The following is a 19,618-nucleotide window of genomic DNA, read 5'->3' as shown; positions in this document are numbered from 1 at the left end:
ACTTAAGAAAAATTGTCCATTCCAGCAATCCACTGAGTAAGTTGTTCTTGATTATTGGAAATATGGTTGTCCAAATTAGAGGAAGATTTACCCGATTGACTATAAGAATATACATCGTTTAGCATTACTTTAGTGTCACTACTTATACTATCGTTTGCGAGTAACGATTGAATGAGTCGCTCTAATTGCTCGCATTCAGAAACTGTCCCGCAGCAATCACTTTGATGGTTGATTAAAATATCTTTTAACACTTCTAATTGATGCTGTTGATTAATTGGCATGAACGGATCATCCTTTCGAGTGTTTTTCTCTCCCTAGAAATATAAGAGAAAAAGCTGTTTCGTCATGGAATGTTTAATGCTTTATGTAGTTTTTATCAAAATGGTACATCTTATACTTGAAAGAAACGGACCGAGTGCTCGTACGTACTTGGTTTTTTGTTTGATAGATTGATTAAAACAGAAAGAAGGAATTTTTCCTTTAAAATAGTTTTGTAAAGAGAGGGAGACATCTATGCGTTTAAGACATAAGCCTTATGCAATGGATCGAATTAATGAGTATTCACATATCGTAATTGGAAACCCAGAGGAGAGCGCTGGTAACTGGAAAGAAATATTTGGAAATGAACAGCCGATTCATATTGAAGTAGGTACAGGACGTGGCCGCTTCATGTATGATATGGCAAAAGCAAATCCGCATATTAACTATATTGGAATTGAAAAATTCACAAGTGTTGTTGTAGATGCACTTGATAAATTAATTGAAGAAGAAGTACCGAACTTAAAGTTAATTAATAAAGATGCTGAAGATTTAACAGTTTTCTTTGCGAAAGGTGAAATTGACCGCGTTTATTTAAACTTCTCAGATCCATGGCCGAAGAATCGTCATACGAAGCGTCGTTTAACGTATAAAACATTTTTACGCAATTATGAAGAAGTGTTAGTAGATGGCGGAGAAATTCATTTCAAAACTGATAACCAAGGTTTATTTGAATATTCTATTATGAGTATGGCTGAGTATGGTATGTTATTAACTTACCTTAGCCTAGATCTTCATAATAGTGATTATGAAGGAAACATTATGACAGAATACGAAGAGAAATTTTCTAGTAAAGGTCATCGTATTTATCGAGTTGAAGCAAAATATCGTACGGAGCCTATGCAGTAATGCATAGGTTTTTTATATGAAAAAGAATCGGAATATTATGTTAAAATTAAATAGAAAAGGGGGATGGGATATGGAACAGTTACAAATTGGAAATATAAAAGTGACGTGGCTAAAAGGTGGGAATACACATTTAGATGGAGGCGCGATGTTTGGAGTTGTGCCAAAAGTACTTTGGTCACGAAAATATAAACATAATGATACAAATCATATTTATTTACGAACAGATCCGTTACTCTTACAAACGAAAGAAGGAAACATGCTTATTGATTCAGGGATAGGGAATGGTAAATTGAATGAGAAAATGAAGCGGAATCAAGGTGTAACAGAAGAATCATCAGTTAAGGAATTTTTAGAAAAATTGGGACTGCATAATGAAGATATTCATTACGTCTTAATGACGCATCTTCATTTTGACCATGCATCTGGTTTAACAAAATGGGAGGGAAATCGCCTTGTTCCGGCGTTTCCGAACGCAACGATTTATGTAAGTGAGACTGAATGGAATGAAATGAAAAATCCGAATGTTAGATCGCGTAATACATATTGGAAGGAAAATTGGGAGCCAATCGTTGATAAGATTGTTACGTTCAGGCAAGAAATAGAAATTACGGATGAAATAAAGATGGTGCATACGGGTGGTCATAGCGATGGACATGCTGTTGTCGTCCTTGAAAGTCAGGGTGAAACGATGCTTCATTTAGCGGACATTTTACCGACGCATGCACATCAAAATGTATTATGGATAATGGCATACGATGACTATCCAATGACATCGATTGAACATAAACAAAAGTGGATGAAGTATGGTGCTGAAAAAGAGGCGTGGTTTACTTTTTATCATGATGCATATTACCGTGCAGTAAAGTGGAATGAGGAAGGGCATATAGTGGAGAAGATAGAGAGAAAAACAAATATAGAAGCTTAATATTAATAAGAGGAAGGTGTCCAAAAATATTTATTGGAACAATCTCCACTTATTATGTATTGCTGTTATTATCAGCTTTTGTTGGTAATTCTAAAAAAAAAGAGGTTCACCTAATGGGAAACCTCTTTTTATGCTGCTATAACCTCTAAAACAGTACCTGTTTTAGCATCAACTAAAAATTCAAATCGTTCTTGTATTTCATCTAACATCGTTGTAAGACCGCCGCGATAAACTTCGTACGCGACATCATATTTTTCAAATGCCTCCGGAACCATATGTACCCAAGAGCCAGTAATTTCACCTTTATGACTTAATGCTTGTTTCACCATTTTCAATGCTTTTTCTGAAGAAATATGGGATTGTTCTTGTACTTTGTTTGCAACGAAATAACCAGCTGCGAACCCAACGCCAAGACCTGTGACTAAACCTTTCCAGCTCATATATTCACCTCAATTCTGTAAAATAAAAATAGTGTACCAATAATAATTATAATGCAAATGCAACTAAAAAAGAAGAAACTAGAAACATTTCGAAAATTTCGTTACAATAAAAGAGGTATTCTACTAAGGTTTGAAAGAAGGGGACTTCGTGAATAAAGAGACATTACAATTATTTCGTACGTTAACAGAATTACAAGGTGCATCAGGTTTTGAACATGATGTGCGCAGTTTTATGAAGCAAGAATTAAGCAAATATGCTGATGAGATTGTGCAAGACGGTTTAGGTAGCGTATTTGGTCTGAAAAAAGGGGACGAAACTGGCCCGCGCGTTCTTGTAGCAGGTCATATGGATGAAGTAGGTTTCATGGTTACGCAAATTACGAAAAATGGGATGCTTCGTTTTCAAACGTTAGGTGGCTGGTGGAGCCAAGTACTATTAGCTCAGCGTGTACAAGTTATGACGAAGAATGGTCCTGTTATTGGGGTTATTGGTTCCATTCCTCCTCATTTATTAAGTGATGCGCAACGTGCAAAACCGATGGATATAAAAAATATGTTAATTGATATAGGTGCAGATAGTTATGAAGATGCGATTGAAATTGGCATAAAGCCAGGGCAACAAATCGTTCCAATCTGCCCATTCACACCAATGGCAAATGAAAAGAAAATTATGGCGAAAGCTTGGGACAACCGCTATGGATGTGGCCTTGCTATCGAATTGCTAAAGGAATTAAAAGATGAAACATTACCAAACACATTATACTCTGGTGCGACTGTACAAGAAGAAGTAGGTCTTCGCGGAGCACAAACTGCTGCAAATATGATTCAACCAGATATTTTCTATGCGCTTGATGCAAGTCCAGCAAATGATGCATCTGGTGATAAGACGCAGTTCGGTCAATTAGGAAAAGGCGCTCTTCTTCGTATTTATGACCGTACAATGGTAACACATAGAGGAATGCGCGAATTCATTTTAGATACAGCAGAAACACATAACATTCCGTACCAATACTTTATTTCACAAGGTGGTACAGATGCGGGACGTGTGCATACAAGTAACTCTGGTATCCCATCAGCAGTAATTGGTGTTTGTGCACGCTACATTCATACACATGCTTCTATTTTACATGTTGATGATTATGCGGCAGCGAAGGAATTAATTACGAAGCTTGTGAGAGCGACGGACAAAACGACGTTAGAGACAATTAAGAATAACGCGTAAAGAGGAAGGGGGAAAAACCCTTCTTTTTTTAGGTTGAATAGATGACCCAGCGATGAATGGGAGCGGTCAGTGCCTAGTTGGTGTTCGAGCGATGTATTAAGACCGCGGGTAGGAAGAGAGAGGAAGGCTGTTTTTGGAAAACCTTTTCTTTTTTTAGGTGGGAGAGAGGGCCCAGTGATGAGTGGTAGCGGTTAGTGCTTAATGGGTGCTCGAATGATGTATTAAGACCTTGGATAGGAAGAGAGAGGAAGGCTGTTTTTGGAAAAACTTTTCTTTTTTAGGTGGGAGAGATGACACAGAGATGCGTGTGTGCGGTCAGGCGCACTACGGTATAAATCTCAGTCATGAAGACTGATTTGGTGTTCGAGGCTAGTATTAGGATAGAATGATGAATTTATATAGAGGTGAATGAAATGAAGGTAGTAGTTGGATCGAAGAATAAGACGAAGGTTGGGGCTGTGGAGAAGGTTTGGGAAGATGCTGAAATTACATCTCTTTCTGTTCCATCAGGAGTAGCAAATCAGCCTTTTTCAGATGAAGAGACGATGCAAGGAGCAGTAAATAGAGCGAAGAGAGCATTGCAGGAAGGTGCAGCTCATATCGGCATTGGGCTAGAAGGCGGCGTTATGAAAACGGAGCATGGGTTATTTATGTGTAACTGGGGTGCTTTAGCGACGATTGAAGGTAAAACATTTGTTGCGGGCGGGGCACGTATTAAGTTACCAGACGATTTTTTAGCACCGCTTGAAGAAGGAAAAGAGCTAAGTGAAGTGATGGAAGAGTTTGTAGAGCGAAAAGATATTCGTAGTCACGAAGGTGCTATCGGTATTTTTACAGATGATTATGTCGACCGAACGGAATTATTTGTACACGTTGTTAAGTTACTTGTTGGGCAATATAAGTATGATGAAAAGCAAGCATAAACCTTGCACCATGCGCGATGTATGGTAGTATAAAGAAAAGATTATAGTGTAAAAAAGTGCACTCGTTAGAGGAGGAAATATAGATGAAATCATTAGAAAGCATGGAACAATTCCAAGAATTAAAAAATGAAGAGAATGTAGTCTTCATGTTCTCAGCAGAATGGTGCCCAGATTGCCGTTTCGTTGATCCATTTATGCCAGAAGTAGAAGAGAAGTATAGTGATTTCTCATTTTACTATGTAGATCGTGATGAATTTATTGATTTATGCGTGAAAGTAGACGTATTTGGCATTCCAAGCTTTGTAGCGTACAATAAAGGTGAAGAAACTGGACGCTATGTAAATAAAGATCGTAAAACACAAGAGCAAATCGAAGAGTTTATTGAAGGTTTAAAATAAGACAATTAGCCAATTGAATTGTAAAAACAACCTCTACCTTCGCGGGGGAGGTTATTTTTTTGGAAGGGAGGAAAAAGAGATGAAAATGACAAGTAAAAAGATGAAAGACGAGTTAATGAAGAAATTATCTCGACCAGAATGGGACTGTCATTATGATAGCGAGAAAGAAGTTCTTCGTATTGAACAAACAGACTCGAAAAAAGGTATTAACGTATCACTTCCAGGAGTAGTTGCAAAATGGGAAGTGAACAAAGAAAAAGCAATTGAAGAGGTCGCTTATTACGTACAAGAAGCGCTAATTGCAATGCATAAAGAAGAAAATAGCACGGCGAAAATTTTACCTGTTATTCGCTCTACTTCTTTCCCGAAACAATCAGAAGAAGGAAATCCGTTTATTATGACGGACCATACGGCGGAAACACGTATTTACTATGCGCTAGATTCTAATAAAACGTATCGATTAATTGATGAGCGCTTATTGCAAAAATTAGAGCTTACAGAGGAACAAGTACGTGAAATGGCATTATTTAATGCTCGCTCATTAGGCTATGAATTTAAGCAGGAGACAGTAGCAGGTAATACATTCTACTTTTTAAACACAAATGATGGATACGATGCGAGTCGTATTTTAAACGAATCGTTACTACACTCGATGCGTGAAAAGATCTCTGGTGATATGGTTGTTGCAGTTCCTCACCAAGATGTATTAATTATTGCTGATATCGTCAACGAAATCGGTTATGATATTATTGCACAAATGACAATGAAATTTTTTGCCGAAGGGCATGTTCCGATTACATCACTTTCATTCGTATATGAAGATGGGGACTTCGAACCAATCTTTATTTTAGCGAAGAATCGGAAGAAGACAGATGGAAAAGAGAAAGGATGAACGAAGTGAACGTTTTTTACAACCTTGAAGGAATTGGTGACACTTTAATTGTTACCTTACAAGATATTACTTTAGAAAACCGTACATTTGACCGTAAAGGAGATGTTGCTCGCGTATACGATCGTGAAAGCAACGTAACAGCAGGATTCAACATCTTTAATGCGTCTTCTTATGTAGAAGTAACAGACAACGGAAACGTTACATTAACGAAAGAGTTTGTTGAAAAAATTAACGGAATTTTAGCGAAGAATGGCTTTGAAGAAAAAGTAGAAGCTGATTTCACGCCGAAATTTGTTGTAGGCTATGTAGCTGAAAAAGAGAAGCATCCAAATGCTGATAAATTAAACATTTGTACAGTAGAAATCGGTACAGAAACATTACAAATCGTATGTGGTGCACCAAACGTTGATGCAGGACAAAAAGTTGTTGTTGCAAAAATCGGTGCTGTAATGCCAAGTGGTATGTTAATTAAACCAGCTGAACTTCGCGGTGTTCCTTCTTCTGGAATGATTTGCTCTGCACGTGAGTTAGAGCTTCCAGATGCTCCAGAAGAAAAAGGTATTCTTGTATTAGAAGATAGCTTTGAAGTTGGACAAGAATTTAAATTTTAATTGATGTTAGAAAAAGTAGTCTCGCATATGTGAGGCTATTTTTTTGTGCGAAATTCCTAGCATTGTAACGTTTCCTCTCAAAATCTATATTGTATTTCAAAAATGGATTAGGTAAAATTTAGAAAAAAGAAGGGGGTAGACGTATGAAACAACAACCAAAAATTGCAGAACTTCTGAAACGAATTGAAACTTCAAAACAGCAAGATATCGAACTAGGTTCCTATGAAATATATGTGTTTAGCGAAAATGAATTAGAAAAAGGACAAATCGGTTATCGATATGATAAACATAAAAATTCATTAATAAGTGAAGAAAGTGGAAAATGGAAAGAGGAATGGATTGTTATCGGATATGAAACGGATATGGGGGATCCTGTTTTCGTAAATGTAGCTGATGATGCGTATCTAGTCTATACCGCAGAGCGTGGTACAGAAACGTGGCAACCCGTTCATATTGGAAATATGGATGAAATTATAAAACAATTATAAGAAAAACTTTGAGACCGGTGCAAAGTGATAGGAGAGAAAAATGAAGTATATAAAAATAATGAGCGCTATTGCAGTCATTGGAATATATATGGGAGGTTGTTCGCAAGAAGAGCCGAAAAAAGAAACAACCTCTTCTATACAAGAAAAAAACAAAGATAATAAGGAAGACGCACCGGTAGAAAAGCAGCAAGAAGAACAAGAAAAGAAAGAACAGCCGCAAGCAATTCAAACGAATGAGCAAGTGGAACATAAGCAGGAGGAAGTGCGGGCCGAGGAAAAGAAAGAGGAAACTACGCCGCTGCAGCCAACTGAGCAACCGCTGCAAAATAATGAACAAAAAGTAGAGAGTAATGAAAAACAAGAAAAGTTTCTCGTCGTTATTGATCCAGGGCATCAACAAAAAGCGAATTTAAATTTAGAGGCAATTGGTCCAGGAGCAACTACGCAAAAATATAAAGTAACAGACGGAACAGCGGGAGTTGTAATGAAAAAGAGGGAATCAGTTCTTGTATTAGAGATGGCTTTTATATTGAAAGAAAAACTGGAAGTAAAAGGTATACAAGTATTGATGACGAGAACGTCACATGAGGTTGATATAAGTAATAAGGAACGAGCAACATTCGCGAATGATCATAAAGCGAATTTATTTTTGCGCCTTCACGCAGATGGGTCTGAAAATCCAAATCAAAGTGGATTTGCTGTATTGACACCGGCAGAAGGAAGTCCGTATACGAAAGAGATTTATGCTGAAAGTCTTCAAATCTCTCAAACGATAGTAAATAAAATGAGAGAGAATCATCAAGTGAAAGTAAATGGAATTAAATTTCGGGATGATCTTTCTGGATTTAATTGGTCAAAAGTTCCAGGAGTACTATTAGAACTTGGATTTATGTCAAACCCTGAAGAAGACAAAAAATTATCTGACCCACAGTATGTAAATTCTTTATTGCAAAGTGTAACGGATAGTGTGGATGAATATCGGAAGGGTAAAGATTAAACGAGGTCTTACATGTAAGACCTCGTTTTTCTATATGAAAAACAATCGTGAATTAGAATATTATGGATAAAACTAATATGCTTAATTTTACCTGCACTTTTTGCCGAATGCTGATACAATAAAGGATGTTACTATTTAGTAGAAAGAGTGGTAAACATGTTAGATTGGATGAAAAAGCTGTTTAACAAAGAGGAAGAAAAAACAGTGATGAATAAAGAAGTACCGGCACAAATTGAAAGTCAGCCGAAAATTCCTCGTGTAAACCACTACACTGAAGCAAGAGAAGCACAAATGGCAAGTCGGAATGCAGGGAAATGTCGTTTTCCATTAATACCAGATAATGGCTTCGATGAGGAGGATGTAAGAGAACTGCCTAACTTTGAAGAACAACCTATTCAAAGAGGAGCATATGAAGAACAGCCTACTCAAAGAGGAATAAAAGTGGAAAGAAGCAGACGACCGTATGTGGAAACAGAAGCACCTACATATGAGGAACCGGAATTGCAATATGAACCGGAACCAGAGCCTGTCGTAAAAAAAGCATTCGTACCGTCGCAAGAAAGTAACCGTAGACCATTTCGTCCAACAGAAATGATTTCTCCGATTTATGGATATAACCGTCCTTCAGTAGAAACGAAGGTTGTGCAGGAGGAAGAAAAGGTAAGAGAAGATCTTGAAATATCTGTTGAAGGAAAAGCTGTTGTTGACGCATGGTTAGAGAAAAAGGGATATACATTATCTGACTTTTCGGGAGTTCTACAAGGAAGTTCATCTGTTAAGAACGGAGTGAACGAACGAAGTAATAAAGTAGAAGAAAAATCGGTTGTGGATACATGGTTAGAGAAAAACGGTTACGAAGTTGAACGTCAAGTCCCTTCATTAGAAGAAAGCCTAAGTGATGATTTGCTTCATAAAACAGTAGGACAGCATGTGGAAAAAGAGGCTCCAATTGTACAAGCCTTGAAGCAGGAGCAAGATGTAGTGGCGTTATCATCTACAGAAGATAACGAAGAAACTTTACAAGAAGAGTCAATAGATTCTAAAGTAGAGCATGTGTATTCGATATTAACAGAAGAAAATGAATGTAATACAGAAATAGAAGAAACTGTTGCTGAAGTTGCAGCAAATCAAGTCGAAGAAGAAACATTAGACGATGTAGTGATTGTAAAAGCAGATGAAAAGCTTGAAGAAACAATTACTATAGAAATACCAGATGCTTTTGAAGAAGAAGCTAAGGAAGCAGAAGAAGTTGTGGAATTAGAGAAATCTGAGGAAGCGACAGAAGAAGTTGTGGAATTAGAGAAATCTGAGGAAGCGACAGAAGAAGTTGTGGAATTAGAAGAAACTAAGGAAGCGACAGAAGAAGTTGCAGAATTAGAGAAATCTAAGGAAGCGACAGAAGAAGTTGTGGAATTAGAAGAAACTGAGGAAGCGACAGAAGAAGTTGTGGAATTAGAAGAAACTAAGGAAGCGACAGAAGAAGTTGCAGAATTAGAGGAAGCTGAGGAAGCAGAAGAAGTTGTAGAATTAGAGAAATCTGAGGAAGCGACAGAAGAAGTTGTGGAATTAGAGGAAGCTGAGGAAGTGACAGAAGAAGTTGTGGAATTAGAAGAAACTAAGGAAGCGACAGAAGAAGTTGTGGAATTAGAGAAATCTGAGGAAGTGACAGAAGAAGTTGTGGAATTAGAAGAAACTAAGGAAGCGACAGAAGAAGTTGCAGAATTAGAGGAAGCTGAGGAAGCAGCAGAAGAAGTTGTAGAGTTAGAGAAATCTGAGGAAGCGACAGAAGAAGTTGTGGAATTAGAGGAAGCTGAGGAAGCGACAGAAGAAGTTGTGGAATTAGAGGAAGCTGAGGAAGCGACAGAAGAAGTTGCGGAGTTAGAGGGTACTAAGGAAGAAGAACCAACTTCTCAAGAAACAGTAATTGAAGAAACGATGAATACAGATTTAGTGGAAAATACACCAGTTGCAGAGCAACCAGTGATTTCTCAACAAGAAACAATTACGTTCAAGGAAGAAAGTGAAGTATTCGTACCAGTTTCAGAAACGGATGAGCAAACAAAGAAAGATGTTCAAAACTTTGCGAACGTTTTAGTTGAAGAAGCGGAAGAAAAGAAGCAAGTTGCTGAAGAACAGCCTGCTTTACAAATAGAAGAACCGAAACGTGAGAAAAAACGTCATGTCCCATTTAATGTTGTCATGTTAAAGCAGGATAGAAAGAAATTAATGGAAAGACATGCGGCAAGAACGAACGTAATGCAATCAACTGTCAGTGAACGAGTGGAAGAAAAGCCAATGCAGCAAGTGGTAGTAGAACCACAAGCAGAAGAAAAGCCAATGCAGCAAATGGTAGTAGACCCGCAAGTGGAAGAAAAACCAGTGCAGCAAGTGGTAGTAGACCCGCAAGTGGAAGAAAGTCCAGTGCAGCAAGTGGTAGTGGAACCGCAAGTGGAAGAAAAACCGATGCCGCAAGTGGTAGTGGAACCGCAAGTGGAAGAAAAACCGATGCAACAAGTAGTGGTGGCTGGACAAGTACAAGAGTCAATTTCAAGTACGGAAGTACAAGAGAAAGCATATGTTGTAAATCAAAAAGAGAATGATATGCGCAACGTACTACAAGCGCCACCGAAGTATGAACTTCCGCCATTAACGTTGTTGTCAATTCCACAGCAGGCAGCATTAGATAATACGGAGTGGCTAGAAGAACAGGAAGAATTATTAAATACGACATTTAATAATTTCCATGTTGGAGCACATGTTATTAATGTGTCACAAGGGCCGGCGGTAACTCGTTTTGAAGTACAACCAGACCCAGGTGTGAAAGTAAATAAAATTACAAATTTAAGTGATGATATTAAGTTAAGTTTAGCTGCGAAAGATATTCGAATTGAAGCGCCAATTCCAGGGAAGAGTGCAATTGGAATTGAAGTTCCAAACAAGGAAAGTAAGCCAGTATTCCTGCGTGAAATTTTAAGAAGTCCTGTATTTACAAAGAGTGAATCACCGCTTACAGTTGCGCTGGGGCTTGATATTTCAGGTGATCCAATTGTAACGGATATTCGAAAAATGCCACATGGACTTATTGCGGGTGCAACTGGTTCAGGGAAAAGTGTGTGCATTAACGCGATTTTAACGAGTATTTTATATAAAGCGAAGCCGCATGAAGTGAAGTTGATACTAATTGATCCGAAGATGGTTGAGCTTGCACCATACAATTCTGTTCCACATCTTGTAGCACCTGTTATTACTGACGTAAAAGCAGCTACAGCTGCGTTAAAGTGGGCGGTTGAAGAGATGGAACGTCGTTATGAATTGTTTGCTCATGCTGGTGCTCGTGATTTAACTCGTTACAATACGATTGTAAGTGGTAGAGAAATCCCAGGTGAGACATTACCGTATATTGTAATTGTCATTGACGAGTTAGCGGACTTAATGATGGTTGCTCCTGGTGATGTTGAGGAAGCGATTTGTCGTATTGCACAAAAAGCTCGTGCTTGTGGTATTCACTTATTAGTTGCGACGCAGCGTCCATCTGTAGACGTTATTACAGGTTTAATTAAATCAAACATTCCAACGCGTATTGCGTTTACAGTATCATCTCAAGTTGATTCGCGTACGATTATCGATATTGGGGGCGCGGAGAAGTTACTTGGTCGTGGTGATATGCTATTTTTAGGAAACGGCACATCTAAACCAGTTCGTGTACAAGGTGTATACGTATCAGATGATGAGATTGAAAGAACAGTTGATCATGTGAAAAAGCAAATGAAGCCAAACTACTTATTTAAGCAAGAGGATTTATTAGCAAAATCAGAGCAGAGTGAGTCTGAAGATGAACTATTTTTTGATGCATGTCAATTTGTTGTAGAGCAAGGGGGAGCGTCCACATCTTCTGTACAGAGAAAATTCCGCATAGGTTATAATCGCGCGGCACGTCTAATTGAAGAGATGGAGTCGCAAGGGATTATTTCTGAAGGAAGAGGAACGAAACCGAGAGATGTCCTTATTTCTGAGGATGAATTCGCTGCTATGCAGGAAACAAATGTATAGGAAACGGTTTTGCTGTATACTAATAGAAAATGTTGGATAGTAAAGTAGGGAGTAAAGCGACATGAAAGAAATTGAATTAAAATTAAAAGGTGAAATAAATCGACTAACAAATAAAACATTTAAATTTGATGAACGTGTTGGAGAAGGCTGGTTCTCTGCCGTTTACTTTTTAAAAACTAGAGAAATCATTGAAGAATTTCGCCCGAAAAGTGTTGTAACAATGCAGTTTTTTCAAAAAGAACATGCAGTTCTTTGCGGAGCAGATGAGGTAATCGCATTGCTACAAACATTTGCCAAAAATCCTGAGGAATTAGAAATTCATTCTTTAAAGGATGGCGATAATATTAGTCCGTTTGAAACAGTTTTAACAATTCATGGTCCTTATGAATACTTCGGCTTTTTAGAAGGTGTAATTGATGGGATTTTAGCTCGTCGTACATCAGTTGCGACAAACGTATATAACGTTGTCCAAGCTGCACGTAGTGTAGATAAAGAAAAACCGGTTATTTTCATGGGAGATCGTGACGATCATTATACGCAACAAGCTGGTGACGGCTATGCGGCATACATCGGAGGTATGAGCGCGCAAGCGACGCATGCAATGAATGAATGGTGGGGCAGAAGTGGTATGGGGACGATGCCTCATGCTTTAATTCAAATGTTTAATGGTGATGTTGTTGAAGCTGCAAAGGCATATCATAAAAAATTCCCAGAAGATGAATTAGTCGTACTAATTGATTATAACAATGATGTCATTACAGATGCACTTCGCGTAGCGCGTGAATTTGGATCAACATTAAAAGGTGTACGTGTCGATACGTCTCGCACAATGATTGATCAATACTTCATTCGTCACCCAGAAGTACTTGGAACATTCGATCCACGTGGTGTAAATCCATCACTTGTATTTGCACTTCGTAAGGCTCTTGATGAGGAAGGGTTCCAACATGTAGATATCGTTGTAACTGGTGGGTTTGATGAGAAGCGTATTCGTGAATTTGAAGCTCAAAATGTTCCTGTCGATATATACGGAGTAGGAAGTAGCTTATTAAAAATGAATATTGGTTTTACTGGTGATAACGTAGAATTAAATGGAAAACCAGAAGCAAAAGCTGGTCGTAAATACCGTCCAAATTCACGTCTAGAGCGTGTTCAATTAGAAACAAAAGAAGATATGTAAAAGCGAGAAAAACTGATAGGTGATTGACCCTATCAGTTTTTCTGTTATCATAGTATAGCGGCTTGTTTTTTGCTATAATAAATGTGTTATGGACATAAAAGAAGTACGTACGAGTTTATCACTGATAAGTGAATATAAAAAGAAATTCACTGCATCAGAAATGTATGATGATTACCAAAATAAGAAAAGATTCATATACTGTCTTATAGATAGGCCGTTGTATTAGTTCGAAATGTTGGAGGTTCTTTAAGATGACAGTTTACCATTTTGTAGGAATTAAAGGAACAGGAATGAGTTCATTAGCACAAATTCTTCATGACATGAAGCATACTGTTCAAGGGTCTGATTATGAAAAGCGTTTCTTTACACAAACAGCATTGGAAAAGCGTGGTATTTCCATCCTTCCTTTTGATAAGAATAATATTAAAGAAGGACAAGTGATTATCGCAGGAAATGCATTTCCTGATACGCATGAAGAAATCGTAGCAGCAAAAGAATTAAATATCCCAGTACATCGTTACCATCACTTCTTAGGTGATCTTATGAATCAGTACACAAGTGTTGCTGTAACTGGTGCACATGGAAAAACATCAACAACTGGTTTGTTAGCCCATGTAATGCAAGGTGCACACCCAACATCATACCTTATTGGAGATGGAACGGGGCATGGGGTAGAAAATAGTAAGTATTTTGTATTTGAAGCTTGTGAGTATCGTCGTCATTTCTTGTCTTACTATCCAGACTATGCAATCATGACAAATATCGATTTCGATCACCCAGATTACTTTGCAGACATCAATGATGTATTTAATGCATTCCAAGAGATGGCATTGCAAGTGAAAAAAGGTATTATTGCATGTGGTGATGATGAAGAACTTCAAAAAGTTCAAGCGAAAGTACCTGTTATTTTCTATGGATTTGGAGAAGATAATGATTTCCAAGCACGTAACATTCAAAAGAGAACTGATGGTACTATATTCGATGTATTCGTTCGTAATACGTATTATGACACGTTCAAAATTACAGGATACGGCGATCACAGCGTATTAAATGCATTAGCAGTAATCGCGCTTTGCCATTATGAAAACGTTGATGTAGAAGCAGTTAAGCATCAGCTAACAACTTTTGAAGGCGTAAAACGTCGCTTTAATGAAAAGCCAATGGGAGAACAAGTTATCATTGATGACTATGCACACCATCCGACAGAAATTAATGCAACGATTGAAGCAGCACGTCAAAAACATCCAGAGCGTGAAGTTGTCGCTGTATTCCAACCACATACATTCTCACGTACAGAGAAATTTTTAGATGAGTTCGCGGAAAGCCTAAGTAAAGCTGACCAAGTATACTTATGTGATATTTTCGGATCAGCACGTGAAAACAAAGGTGAATTAACAATTGAAGATCTGCAAAAACGTATCGATGGCGCAGAACTAATTACAGATACAACAACGGATGTGTTAAAGAAACATAAAAACGGCGTTCTTATTTTCATGGGCGCAGGTGACATCCAAAAATTCGAAGCAGCTTACGTAAAAGAAGTTCAAGTTGCAGAGAAGTAATAGAAAAGACGCATAGCTTGGCTGTGCGTCTTTTTTGTTGTGTTCGATATCTTTTAAAAAGCGTTGATATGTTGGTATTGTTCATTTTTTTTGTATAGTTGTTTTAATAAGAATATATATAGTGAACTAAAAAGTACATATCCAATTAAATAATAGAATGAAAACATATCGAATTGTTTTGTTATCATAATTCGAATAGCGAAAAAGCTGAATGGGAGAGCAATTAGCAGTCTTGAACTGATGAAAATAATTGTTTTAAAGTATTTTAATAAATCTATATTCCAATGGTTTTCTCTAAAGATAAACCAAATGTTGCTTGCAATAAAGGTTAGTAAAAATGGTAAATTAGCAGAAAAATTTATAAAACCGAGTACAATAGGCACTGATAAAGCGCCGAGTGGACCGATAGATAGGCCGGAATAATATTTAATAAATGTATTTGTAGATTGCTGTGCATTTTGAATAACATCTGTATATTCTACTGCAATTTCCTTTGCTAATTCTTTTGGAGGAAGAAATTCTTCAATCACTTGTGAAGGGATGGTTGCCGGTGGTACCCCTTCACTTTCTTTACTTAATGCATTTTCATATAAATCGGATTTGATTTCTAGCACATGTTGTTCTCTTGCTGACGTAGGTAAGTTCATTAAACCTTTATGAAGATCGTGTAAGAAAGAAACAATGAGTTCATTTGAAAAGAATTGTTCCTTGTTCATTTTTTATCCTCTCCTTTAGCTAGTAACATTAGAGCTTGATATACTGCATCATAATCATGTAAGCGACTATTTAAAATTTCTCTCCCTTCGTCTGTAATGCGATAGTATTTTCTTTTTGGCCCATCACCGGACTCTTCCCAATAGGAAACAGCCCAATTGTTTTTCGTGATTCGATTTAATATAGGGTAAATCGAACCGTTCGGGATATGAAACACAGGGATATCTTGTAAGGCACTTGTAATTTCGTATCCATACATAGGTTGTTTGCTTATTAAAGACAAAATAGCGAGATCAAAAACACCTTTACGTAATTGAATTATAAAATTATCATTTTTTTCCATACTTTAACTATATATGATTCATATCTAGATATCAATCATATATAGTGATTGTTCTTATATAAAACCGAAAAAGTGCGAATGTTTAACTTTTTTTCACCTATAAGTGTTAGAATAATAGGAAAATTAAAAGGGGCTAAAAAAACATGTTCACACTCCGAGTAGATGACGAAATCGAATTACAACTATTAGAAAAACATCATAAAGAGGAACTATATGAATTAATAGACCAAAACCGTAATCATTTACGAAGATGGCTTCCTTGGGTAGATGGGACGAAATCAGCTGATGCGTATAATGAAATTTTTCCGATGTGGTTAAAGAAATTTGCAGAGGGAGATGGGTTTGAGGCTGGTATACGCTATAAAGGAAAGCTCGTTGGGATGGTAGGTATTCATCCGGTGAGCTGGGGTAAGAAAGCTACGAGTCTTGGATATTATCTTGCAGAAGATGCTGGCGCGAAAGGTATTATGACGCGAAGTGTGAAGACTGTGCTTCATTATGCATTTGATAATTTAAAGCTGAATAAAATTGAAATTCGTTGCGGTGTTGAAAATGCGAAAAGCCGTGCGATTCCAGAACGTTTAGGTTTTAAATTAGATGGTATTTTAAGAGATGAAGAATGGATATATGATCATTTCCAAGATATCGCTGTGTATAGTTTACTAGCTTCAGAATGGAAGAAGATTCGATGAACGAGAAGATTTGTATTATTCCGTATGAAAGTACGTTTCAAGATGAAGTAGTAGATCTTATCGTTCATATTCAGCGAAAAGAGTACAAGGTCCCTATTACGAAAGAAGAGCAGCCGGACTTACTTGAAATAGAAACGTTCTATCAAAGGGACAACGGAAATTTTTGGGTAGCAACTTATGATGGGAAAGTAGTTGGAACGGTAGCTTTATTAGATATTGGGAAGCATCAAGTAGCGCTAAGAAAAATGTTCGTGAAGAAAGAGTTCCGCGGAAAAGAATGGGGCGCATCATATACGCTACTTCAAACGGCAATTTCTTGGGCGAAAGAAAAGAACTTGAAAGACATTTATTTAGGAACAACAGTGAAATTTTTAGCAGCGCATCGCTTTTATGAAAAGAATAATTTCCAAAGTGTGAGTATAGACGAGTTGCCAAAAAGTTTTCCAGTGTTACAGGTGGATAAGAAATTCTATAGATATATTGTTTAAGAAGGTCATGTAGAAATGGCCTTTTTTTATGAAATAAAATGGAAAAAGTGGTATAATTTGGGGTAGGGGGTGCGTGTATGAACATTCCGATTCAAAGAAGTAAATCGGTAGTAATTTTCGTTTGTCTCACGTTAGCTTTTATGTTTGTATATCCACTTGTCATGATTCCCACAAATAAAGAGCAGTGGATGTCAGCGTTAATTGGAATGGGTTTATGTTTCCTTGTAAATGTACCACTCATTTGGGAAGTATTTATTAAAAAGCATAAAGTAGAAAATGGTGTATTAAAGTACGGCATTTTAAATGACGATATCGTATTGAAAGAGATAAGAATCATTCGTCAAGTGGGAAAATCTCTTGAAATTACGACGAATGCATACAAAGTACATATGGTTGCGATGCCGCAAGATATGAATGAATTTTTCGCGCTTATCGAGAAAGAGAACCCAAATGTGAAAATAGCAATGGTAGGTAAGAAATGAAATATGTAAAACCTTTATTCTGTTTAGAAATTTTGTTTGTGCTTGTTGGTTGCACTAGAGTATATATGAAATGGGATCTGCCTCTATATGTACCAATATTAATAGGTACTATTGCAGTGGCGCTTTTATATTATTTTCATTTTCAGCAAACAAAAAGCGAGAAAAGTAGCTCGATATAGAGTGGAAATAATAACAAAACGCTCGGATACAATTCCGAGCGTTTTTATTATTATTTTAAGTTCTCTGGGTTTAAAGCTTCTAGTTCAGTTACAACGAATCGTCCGTCTTTACGGATTAATACGTCGTCGAAGTAAATTTCACCGCCGCCGTATTCAGGGCGCTGAATGCATACTAAATCCCAGTGAATGTTCGAGTTGTTGCCGTTCCATGCATCTTCGTAAGCTTGTCCAGGTGTAAAGTGGAAGCTGCCATCGATTTTTTCATCGAATAGGATGTCTCCCATTGGATGTAAGATGTATGGGTTTACGCCAATTGCGAACTCACCAACGAAGCGTGCGCCTTCGTCTGTATCGAAGATTTTGTTAATGCGCTCTGTATCGTTTGCAGTTGCTTCAACGATTTGACCGTTCTCAAATTTAAGTTGTACATTTTCAAATGTATAACCGTTGTAAGGAGATGGTGTGTTATAAGAAACTGTACCATTAACAGAATCGCGAACTGGTGCAGAGTATACTTCACCGTCTGGAATGTTTAAATGACCCGAGCATTTAATAGCTGGAATGTCTTTAATAGAGAATGTTAAGTCAGTTCCAGGGCCAGTTAAGCGAACCTTATCTGTTTTATTCATTAATGTAACAAGGCTATCCATCGCCTTATCCATTTTACCGTAGTCTAAGTTACAAACTTCGAAGTAGAAGTCTTCGAAAGCTTCTGTGCTCATTTTAGCAAGCTGCGCCATAGAAGCATTTGGGTAGCGAAGAACAACCCAGCGTGTTTTCGGGACACGGATGTCTCTATGAACTTTTTTGCCAACTGTTTGGCCGTGAACTTTCATACGTTCACTTGGAACGTCAGCTTGTTCGTTAATGTTATCGCCAGAGCGAAGGCCAATGTAAGCATCCATATCTTTCATTACACTAGCTTCATATGCAGCGATTTGTTCGAAATGTTCTTCAGTAGCACCCATTAATAAAGAGCGATCTACTTGATGATCTTTTAAAGAAACGAATGGGAAACCACCAGCTGCATATGCTTCTTTTACAAGTGCAGTTACAAGTTCTTTTTGTAAGCCAAAGTTTTCAATTAATACTTTTTCGCCTTTTTGTAAACGAATAGAGTAGTTAATTAAATTGTATGCTAACTTTTCAATGCGTGGATCTTTCATATGTAAAGCCTCCCTACTAATTATGTATCCTCTCCTATTGTAACCTACTTAGTGGAATTTGTTGAATCATTTATGTTAAAGTTAACGAATAAGTATGAAAATTCTAATGAAAAGATAGGGATTAGAATGAAACGGAAAATGATTGTATAATAGGGGAAAGTATGAAAAAGATAAAGGAAGTGATGAAATGCAAGTTCTTCTATATGTAAGTGCGGCTATTATCGCGGTTGCTTTCGCAGTATTAGTAGTGTATGTATGCAGAACGTTGTTATCGGTTCAGAAGACGTTAGAAAACGTTGCGAGCACGTTAGAAGGTTTAGAAAAGCAAATGCAAGGAATAAGCGTAGAGACGGAGCAATTATTACATAAGACAAATGCGTTAGCTGATGATATTCAACAGAAGTCACAGTCGCTAAATAAAGTAGTAGAAGGTGTGGATGGAATCGGAACGACGATTCACTCTTTAAATACGAAGCTTCGCAACGTTTCAGAGTCTGTTACGGACGAAATTGAAAATAATGCAGATAAAGTAGCGCAAGTTGTACAGTGGAGCAGCGCAGCAATTGAAGTATATAATCATTACCGTACTACGAGACAAGAGAAAAAGATTGAAAAAGAAGAGCGTAAACTTGAGAAAGCTGAGCAGAAGGCTGAAAAGAGAGAGAAGCGCTCTAGACTTCGCATGAGAGGTGAGTAATG

General features: G+C 37.4%; 22 protein-coding genes. 17 read left to right on the top strand and 5 right to left on the bottom strand.

Going from position 1 to position 19,618, the window contains the following annotated elements; all coding sequences use genetic code 11:
• Window positions 1-2: 2 nt before the first annotated feature.
• Window positions 3-281, bottom strand: a complete 279-nt coding sequence (locus tag NSS97_RS23820) for a YtzH-like family protein (protein WP_002015625.1) — start codon at window positions 279-281, stop codon at window positions 3-5.
• A gap of 232 nt (window positions 282-513) precedes the next feature.
• Here NSS97_RS23820 and trmB point away from each other — a divergent pair, with 232 nt between their 5' ends.
• Both trmB and NSS97_RS23810 read left to right on the top strand, forming a co-directional pair.
• Window positions 514-1,167: a tRNA (guanosine(46)-N7)-methyltransferase TrmB gene (gene trmB / locus NSS97_RS23815; protein ID WP_002015624.1), complete on the top strand. Its 654-nt coding sequence runs from the start codon at window positions 514-516 to the stop codon at window positions 1,165-1,167.
• 70 nt (window positions 1,168-1,237) lie between these two features.
• Window positions 1,238-2,092 (top strand): YtnP family quorum-quenching lactonase, encoded by an 855-nt coding sequence (locus NSS97_RS23810; protein ID WP_341114164.1) that lies wholly within the window; start codon window positions 1,238-1,240, stop codon window positions 2,090-2,092.
• A 128-nt stretch (window positions 2,093-2,220) separates the two neighbouring features.
• On the opposite strand, the gene NSS97_RS23805 is transcribed toward NSS97_RS23810, so the two are convergent.
• Window positions 2,221-2,532 carry a PepSY domain-containing protein gene (locus NSS97_RS23805; protein WP_002015622.1) on the bottom strand — a complete coding sequence of 104 codons (312 nt, stop codon included), beginning with the start codon at window positions 2,530-2,532 and terminating at the stop codon, window positions 2,221-2,223.
• 148 nt (window positions 2,533-2,680) lie between these two features.
• Between NSS97_RS23805 and NSS97_RS23800 the strand changes: the two genes are divergently transcribed.
• From NSS97_RS23800 to murC, 10 genes are all read left to right on the top strand, one after another.
• Entirely contained in the window at window positions 2,681-3,754 is a 1,074-nt protein-coding gene (locus NSS97_RS23800) for a M42 family metallopeptidase (protein ID WP_107887359.1), read from the top strand.
• Window positions 3,755-4,167: 413 nt separating this feature from the next.
• Window positions 4,168-4,677, top strand: coding sequence for a DUF84 family protein (locus NSS97_RS23795; RefSeq protein WP_002089045.1), 510 nt, complete (start codon window positions 4,168-4,170; stop codon window positions 4,675-4,677).
• 83 nt (window positions 4,678-4,760) lie between these two features.
• Window positions 4,761-5,075 (top strand): thioredoxin family protein, encoded by a 315-nt coding sequence (locus NSS97_RS23790; RefSeq protein WP_002015619.1) that lies wholly within the window; start codon window positions 4,761-4,763, stop codon window positions 5,073-5,075.
• Between the two features lie 79 nt (window positions 5,076-5,154).
• Window positions 5,155-5,967 carry a DUF1444 domain-containing protein gene (locus NSS97_RS23785; RefSeq protein WP_002089043.1) on the top strand — a complete coding sequence of 271 codons (813 nt, stop codon included), beginning with the start codon at window positions 5,155-5,157 and terminating at the stop codon, window positions 5,965-5,967.
• Window positions 5,964-6,578: a YtpR family tRNA-binding protein gene (gene ytpR / locus NSS97_RS23780; protein WP_002089041.1), complete on the top strand. Its 615-nt coding sequence runs from the start codon at window positions 5,964-5,966 to the stop codon at window positions 6,576-6,578. Before NSS97_RS23785 ends, ytpR begins: the two co-directional genes overlap by 4 nt.
• 143 nt (window positions 6,579-6,721) lie before the next feature.
• Window positions 6,722-7,066: a hypothetical protein gene (locus tag NSS97_RS23775; RefSeq protein ID WP_002015616.1), complete on the top strand. Its 345-nt coding sequence runs from the start codon at window positions 6,722-6,724 to the stop codon at window positions 7,064-7,066.
• A gap of 40 nt (window positions 7,067-7,106) precedes the next feature.
• Window positions 7,107-8,063 (top strand): N-acetylmuramoyl-L-alanine amidase, encoded by a 957-nt coding sequence (locus NSS97_RS23770; protein ID WP_107887360.1) that lies wholly within the window; start codon window positions 7,107-7,109, stop codon window positions 8,061-8,063.
• A gap of 156 nt (window positions 8,064-8,219) precedes the next feature.
• Window positions 8,220-12,113, top strand: coding sequence for a DNA translocase FtsK (locus NSS97_RS23765; protein WP_341114161.1), 3,894 nt, complete (start codon window positions 8,220-8,222; stop codon window positions 12,111-12,113).
• Between the two features lie 61 nt (window positions 12,114-12,174).
• Window positions 12,175-13,293: a nicotinate phosphoribosyltransferase gene (locus NSS97_RS23760; protein WP_002015597.1), complete on the top strand. Its 1,119-nt coding sequence runs from the start codon at window positions 12,175-12,177 to the stop codon at window positions 13,291-13,293.
• Between the two features lie 251 nt (window positions 13,294-13,544).
• On the top strand, window positions 13,545-14,855 hold the full coding sequence (gene murC / locus NSS97_RS23755) for a UDP-N-acetylmuramate--L-alanine ligase (RefSeq protein ID WP_002015598.1): 1,311 nt from the start codon (window positions 13,545-13,547) through the stop codon (window positions 14,853-14,855).
• A gap of 53 nt (window positions 14,856-14,908) precedes the next feature.
• On the opposite strand, the gene NSS97_RS23750 is transcribed toward murC, so the two are convergent.
• Window positions 14,909-15,571 (bottom strand): HAAS signaling domain-containing protein, encoded by a 663-nt coding sequence (locus NSS97_RS23750; RefSeq protein WP_341114160.1) that lies wholly within the window; start codon window positions 15,569-15,571, stop codon window positions 14,909-14,911.
• Window positions 15,568-15,912 carry a PadR family transcriptional regulator gene (locus NSS97_RS23745; RefSeq protein WP_012261844.1) on the bottom strand — a complete coding sequence of 115 codons (345 nt, stop codon included), beginning with the start codon at window positions 15,910-15,912 and terminating at the stop codon, window positions 15,568-15,570. Before NSS97_RS23745 ends, NSS97_RS23750 begins: the two co-directional genes overlap by 4 nt.
• Window positions 15,913-16,055: 143 nt before the next feature.
• Here NSS97_RS23745 and NSS97_RS23740 point away from each other — a divergent pair, with 143 nt between their 5' ends.
• The 4 genes from NSS97_RS23740 to NSS97_RS23725 all read left to right on the top strand — a co-directional run bounded on the left by NSS97_RS23740 (window position 16,056) and on the right by NSS97_RS23725 (window position 17,753).
• Window positions 16,056-16,604, top strand: a complete 549-nt coding sequence (locus NSS97_RS23740) for a GNAT family N-acetyltransferase (RefSeq protein ID WP_002138671.1) — start codon at window positions 16,056-16,058, stop codon at window positions 16,602-16,604.
• Window positions 16,601-17,092: a GNAT family N-acetyltransferase gene (locus NSS97_RS23735; RefSeq protein ID WP_107887363.1), complete on the top strand. Its 492-nt coding sequence runs from the start codon at window positions 16,601-16,603 to the stop codon at window positions 17,090-17,092. The genes NSS97_RS23740 and NSS97_RS23735 overlap by 4 nt, the downstream gene beginning before the upstream one ends.
• Window positions 17,093-17,169: 77 nt before the next feature.
• Window positions 17,170-17,574 carry a PH domain-containing protein gene (locus NSS97_RS23730; protein WP_107887364.1) on the top strand — a complete coding sequence of 135 codons (405 nt, stop codon included), beginning with the start codon at window positions 17,170-17,172 and terminating at the stop codon, window positions 17,572-17,574.
• Entirely contained in the window at window positions 17,571-17,753 is a 183-nt protein-coding gene (locus NSS97_RS23725) for a hypothetical protein (RefSeq protein ID WP_000878351.1), read from the top strand. The genes NSS97_RS23730 and NSS97_RS23725 overlap by 4 nt, the downstream gene beginning before the upstream one ends.
• Before the next feature lie 50 nt (window positions 17,754-17,803).
• On the opposite strand, the gene NSS97_RS23720 is transcribed toward NSS97_RS23725, so the two are convergent.
• Window positions 17,804-18,919, bottom strand: coding sequence for an aminopeptidase (locus NSS97_RS23720; RefSeq protein ID WP_107887365.1), 1,116 nt, complete (start codon window positions 18,917-18,919; stop codon window positions 17,804-17,806).
• Between the two features lie 187 nt (window positions 18,920-19,106).
• Between NSS97_RS23720 and NSS97_RS23715 the strand changes: the two genes are divergently transcribed.
• Entirely contained in the window at window positions 19,107-19,616 is a 510-nt protein-coding gene (locus tag NSS97_RS23715) for a DUF948 domain-containing protein (protein WP_012261840.1), read from the top strand.
• The last annotated feature ends 2 nt before the right edge of the window (window positions 19,617-19,618 follow it).

Origin of the sequence: Bacillus sp. FSL R12-0074, from assembly GCF_038005725.1 — a bacterium.
Taxonomy (GTDB): domain Bacteria; phylum Bacillota; class Bacilli; order Bacillales; family Bacillaceae_G; genus Bacillus_A; species Bacillus_A mycoides.
The sequence above is the reverse complement of the archived record's forward strand: the minus strand, read 5'-3'. Positions and strand labels throughout refer to the sequence as shown.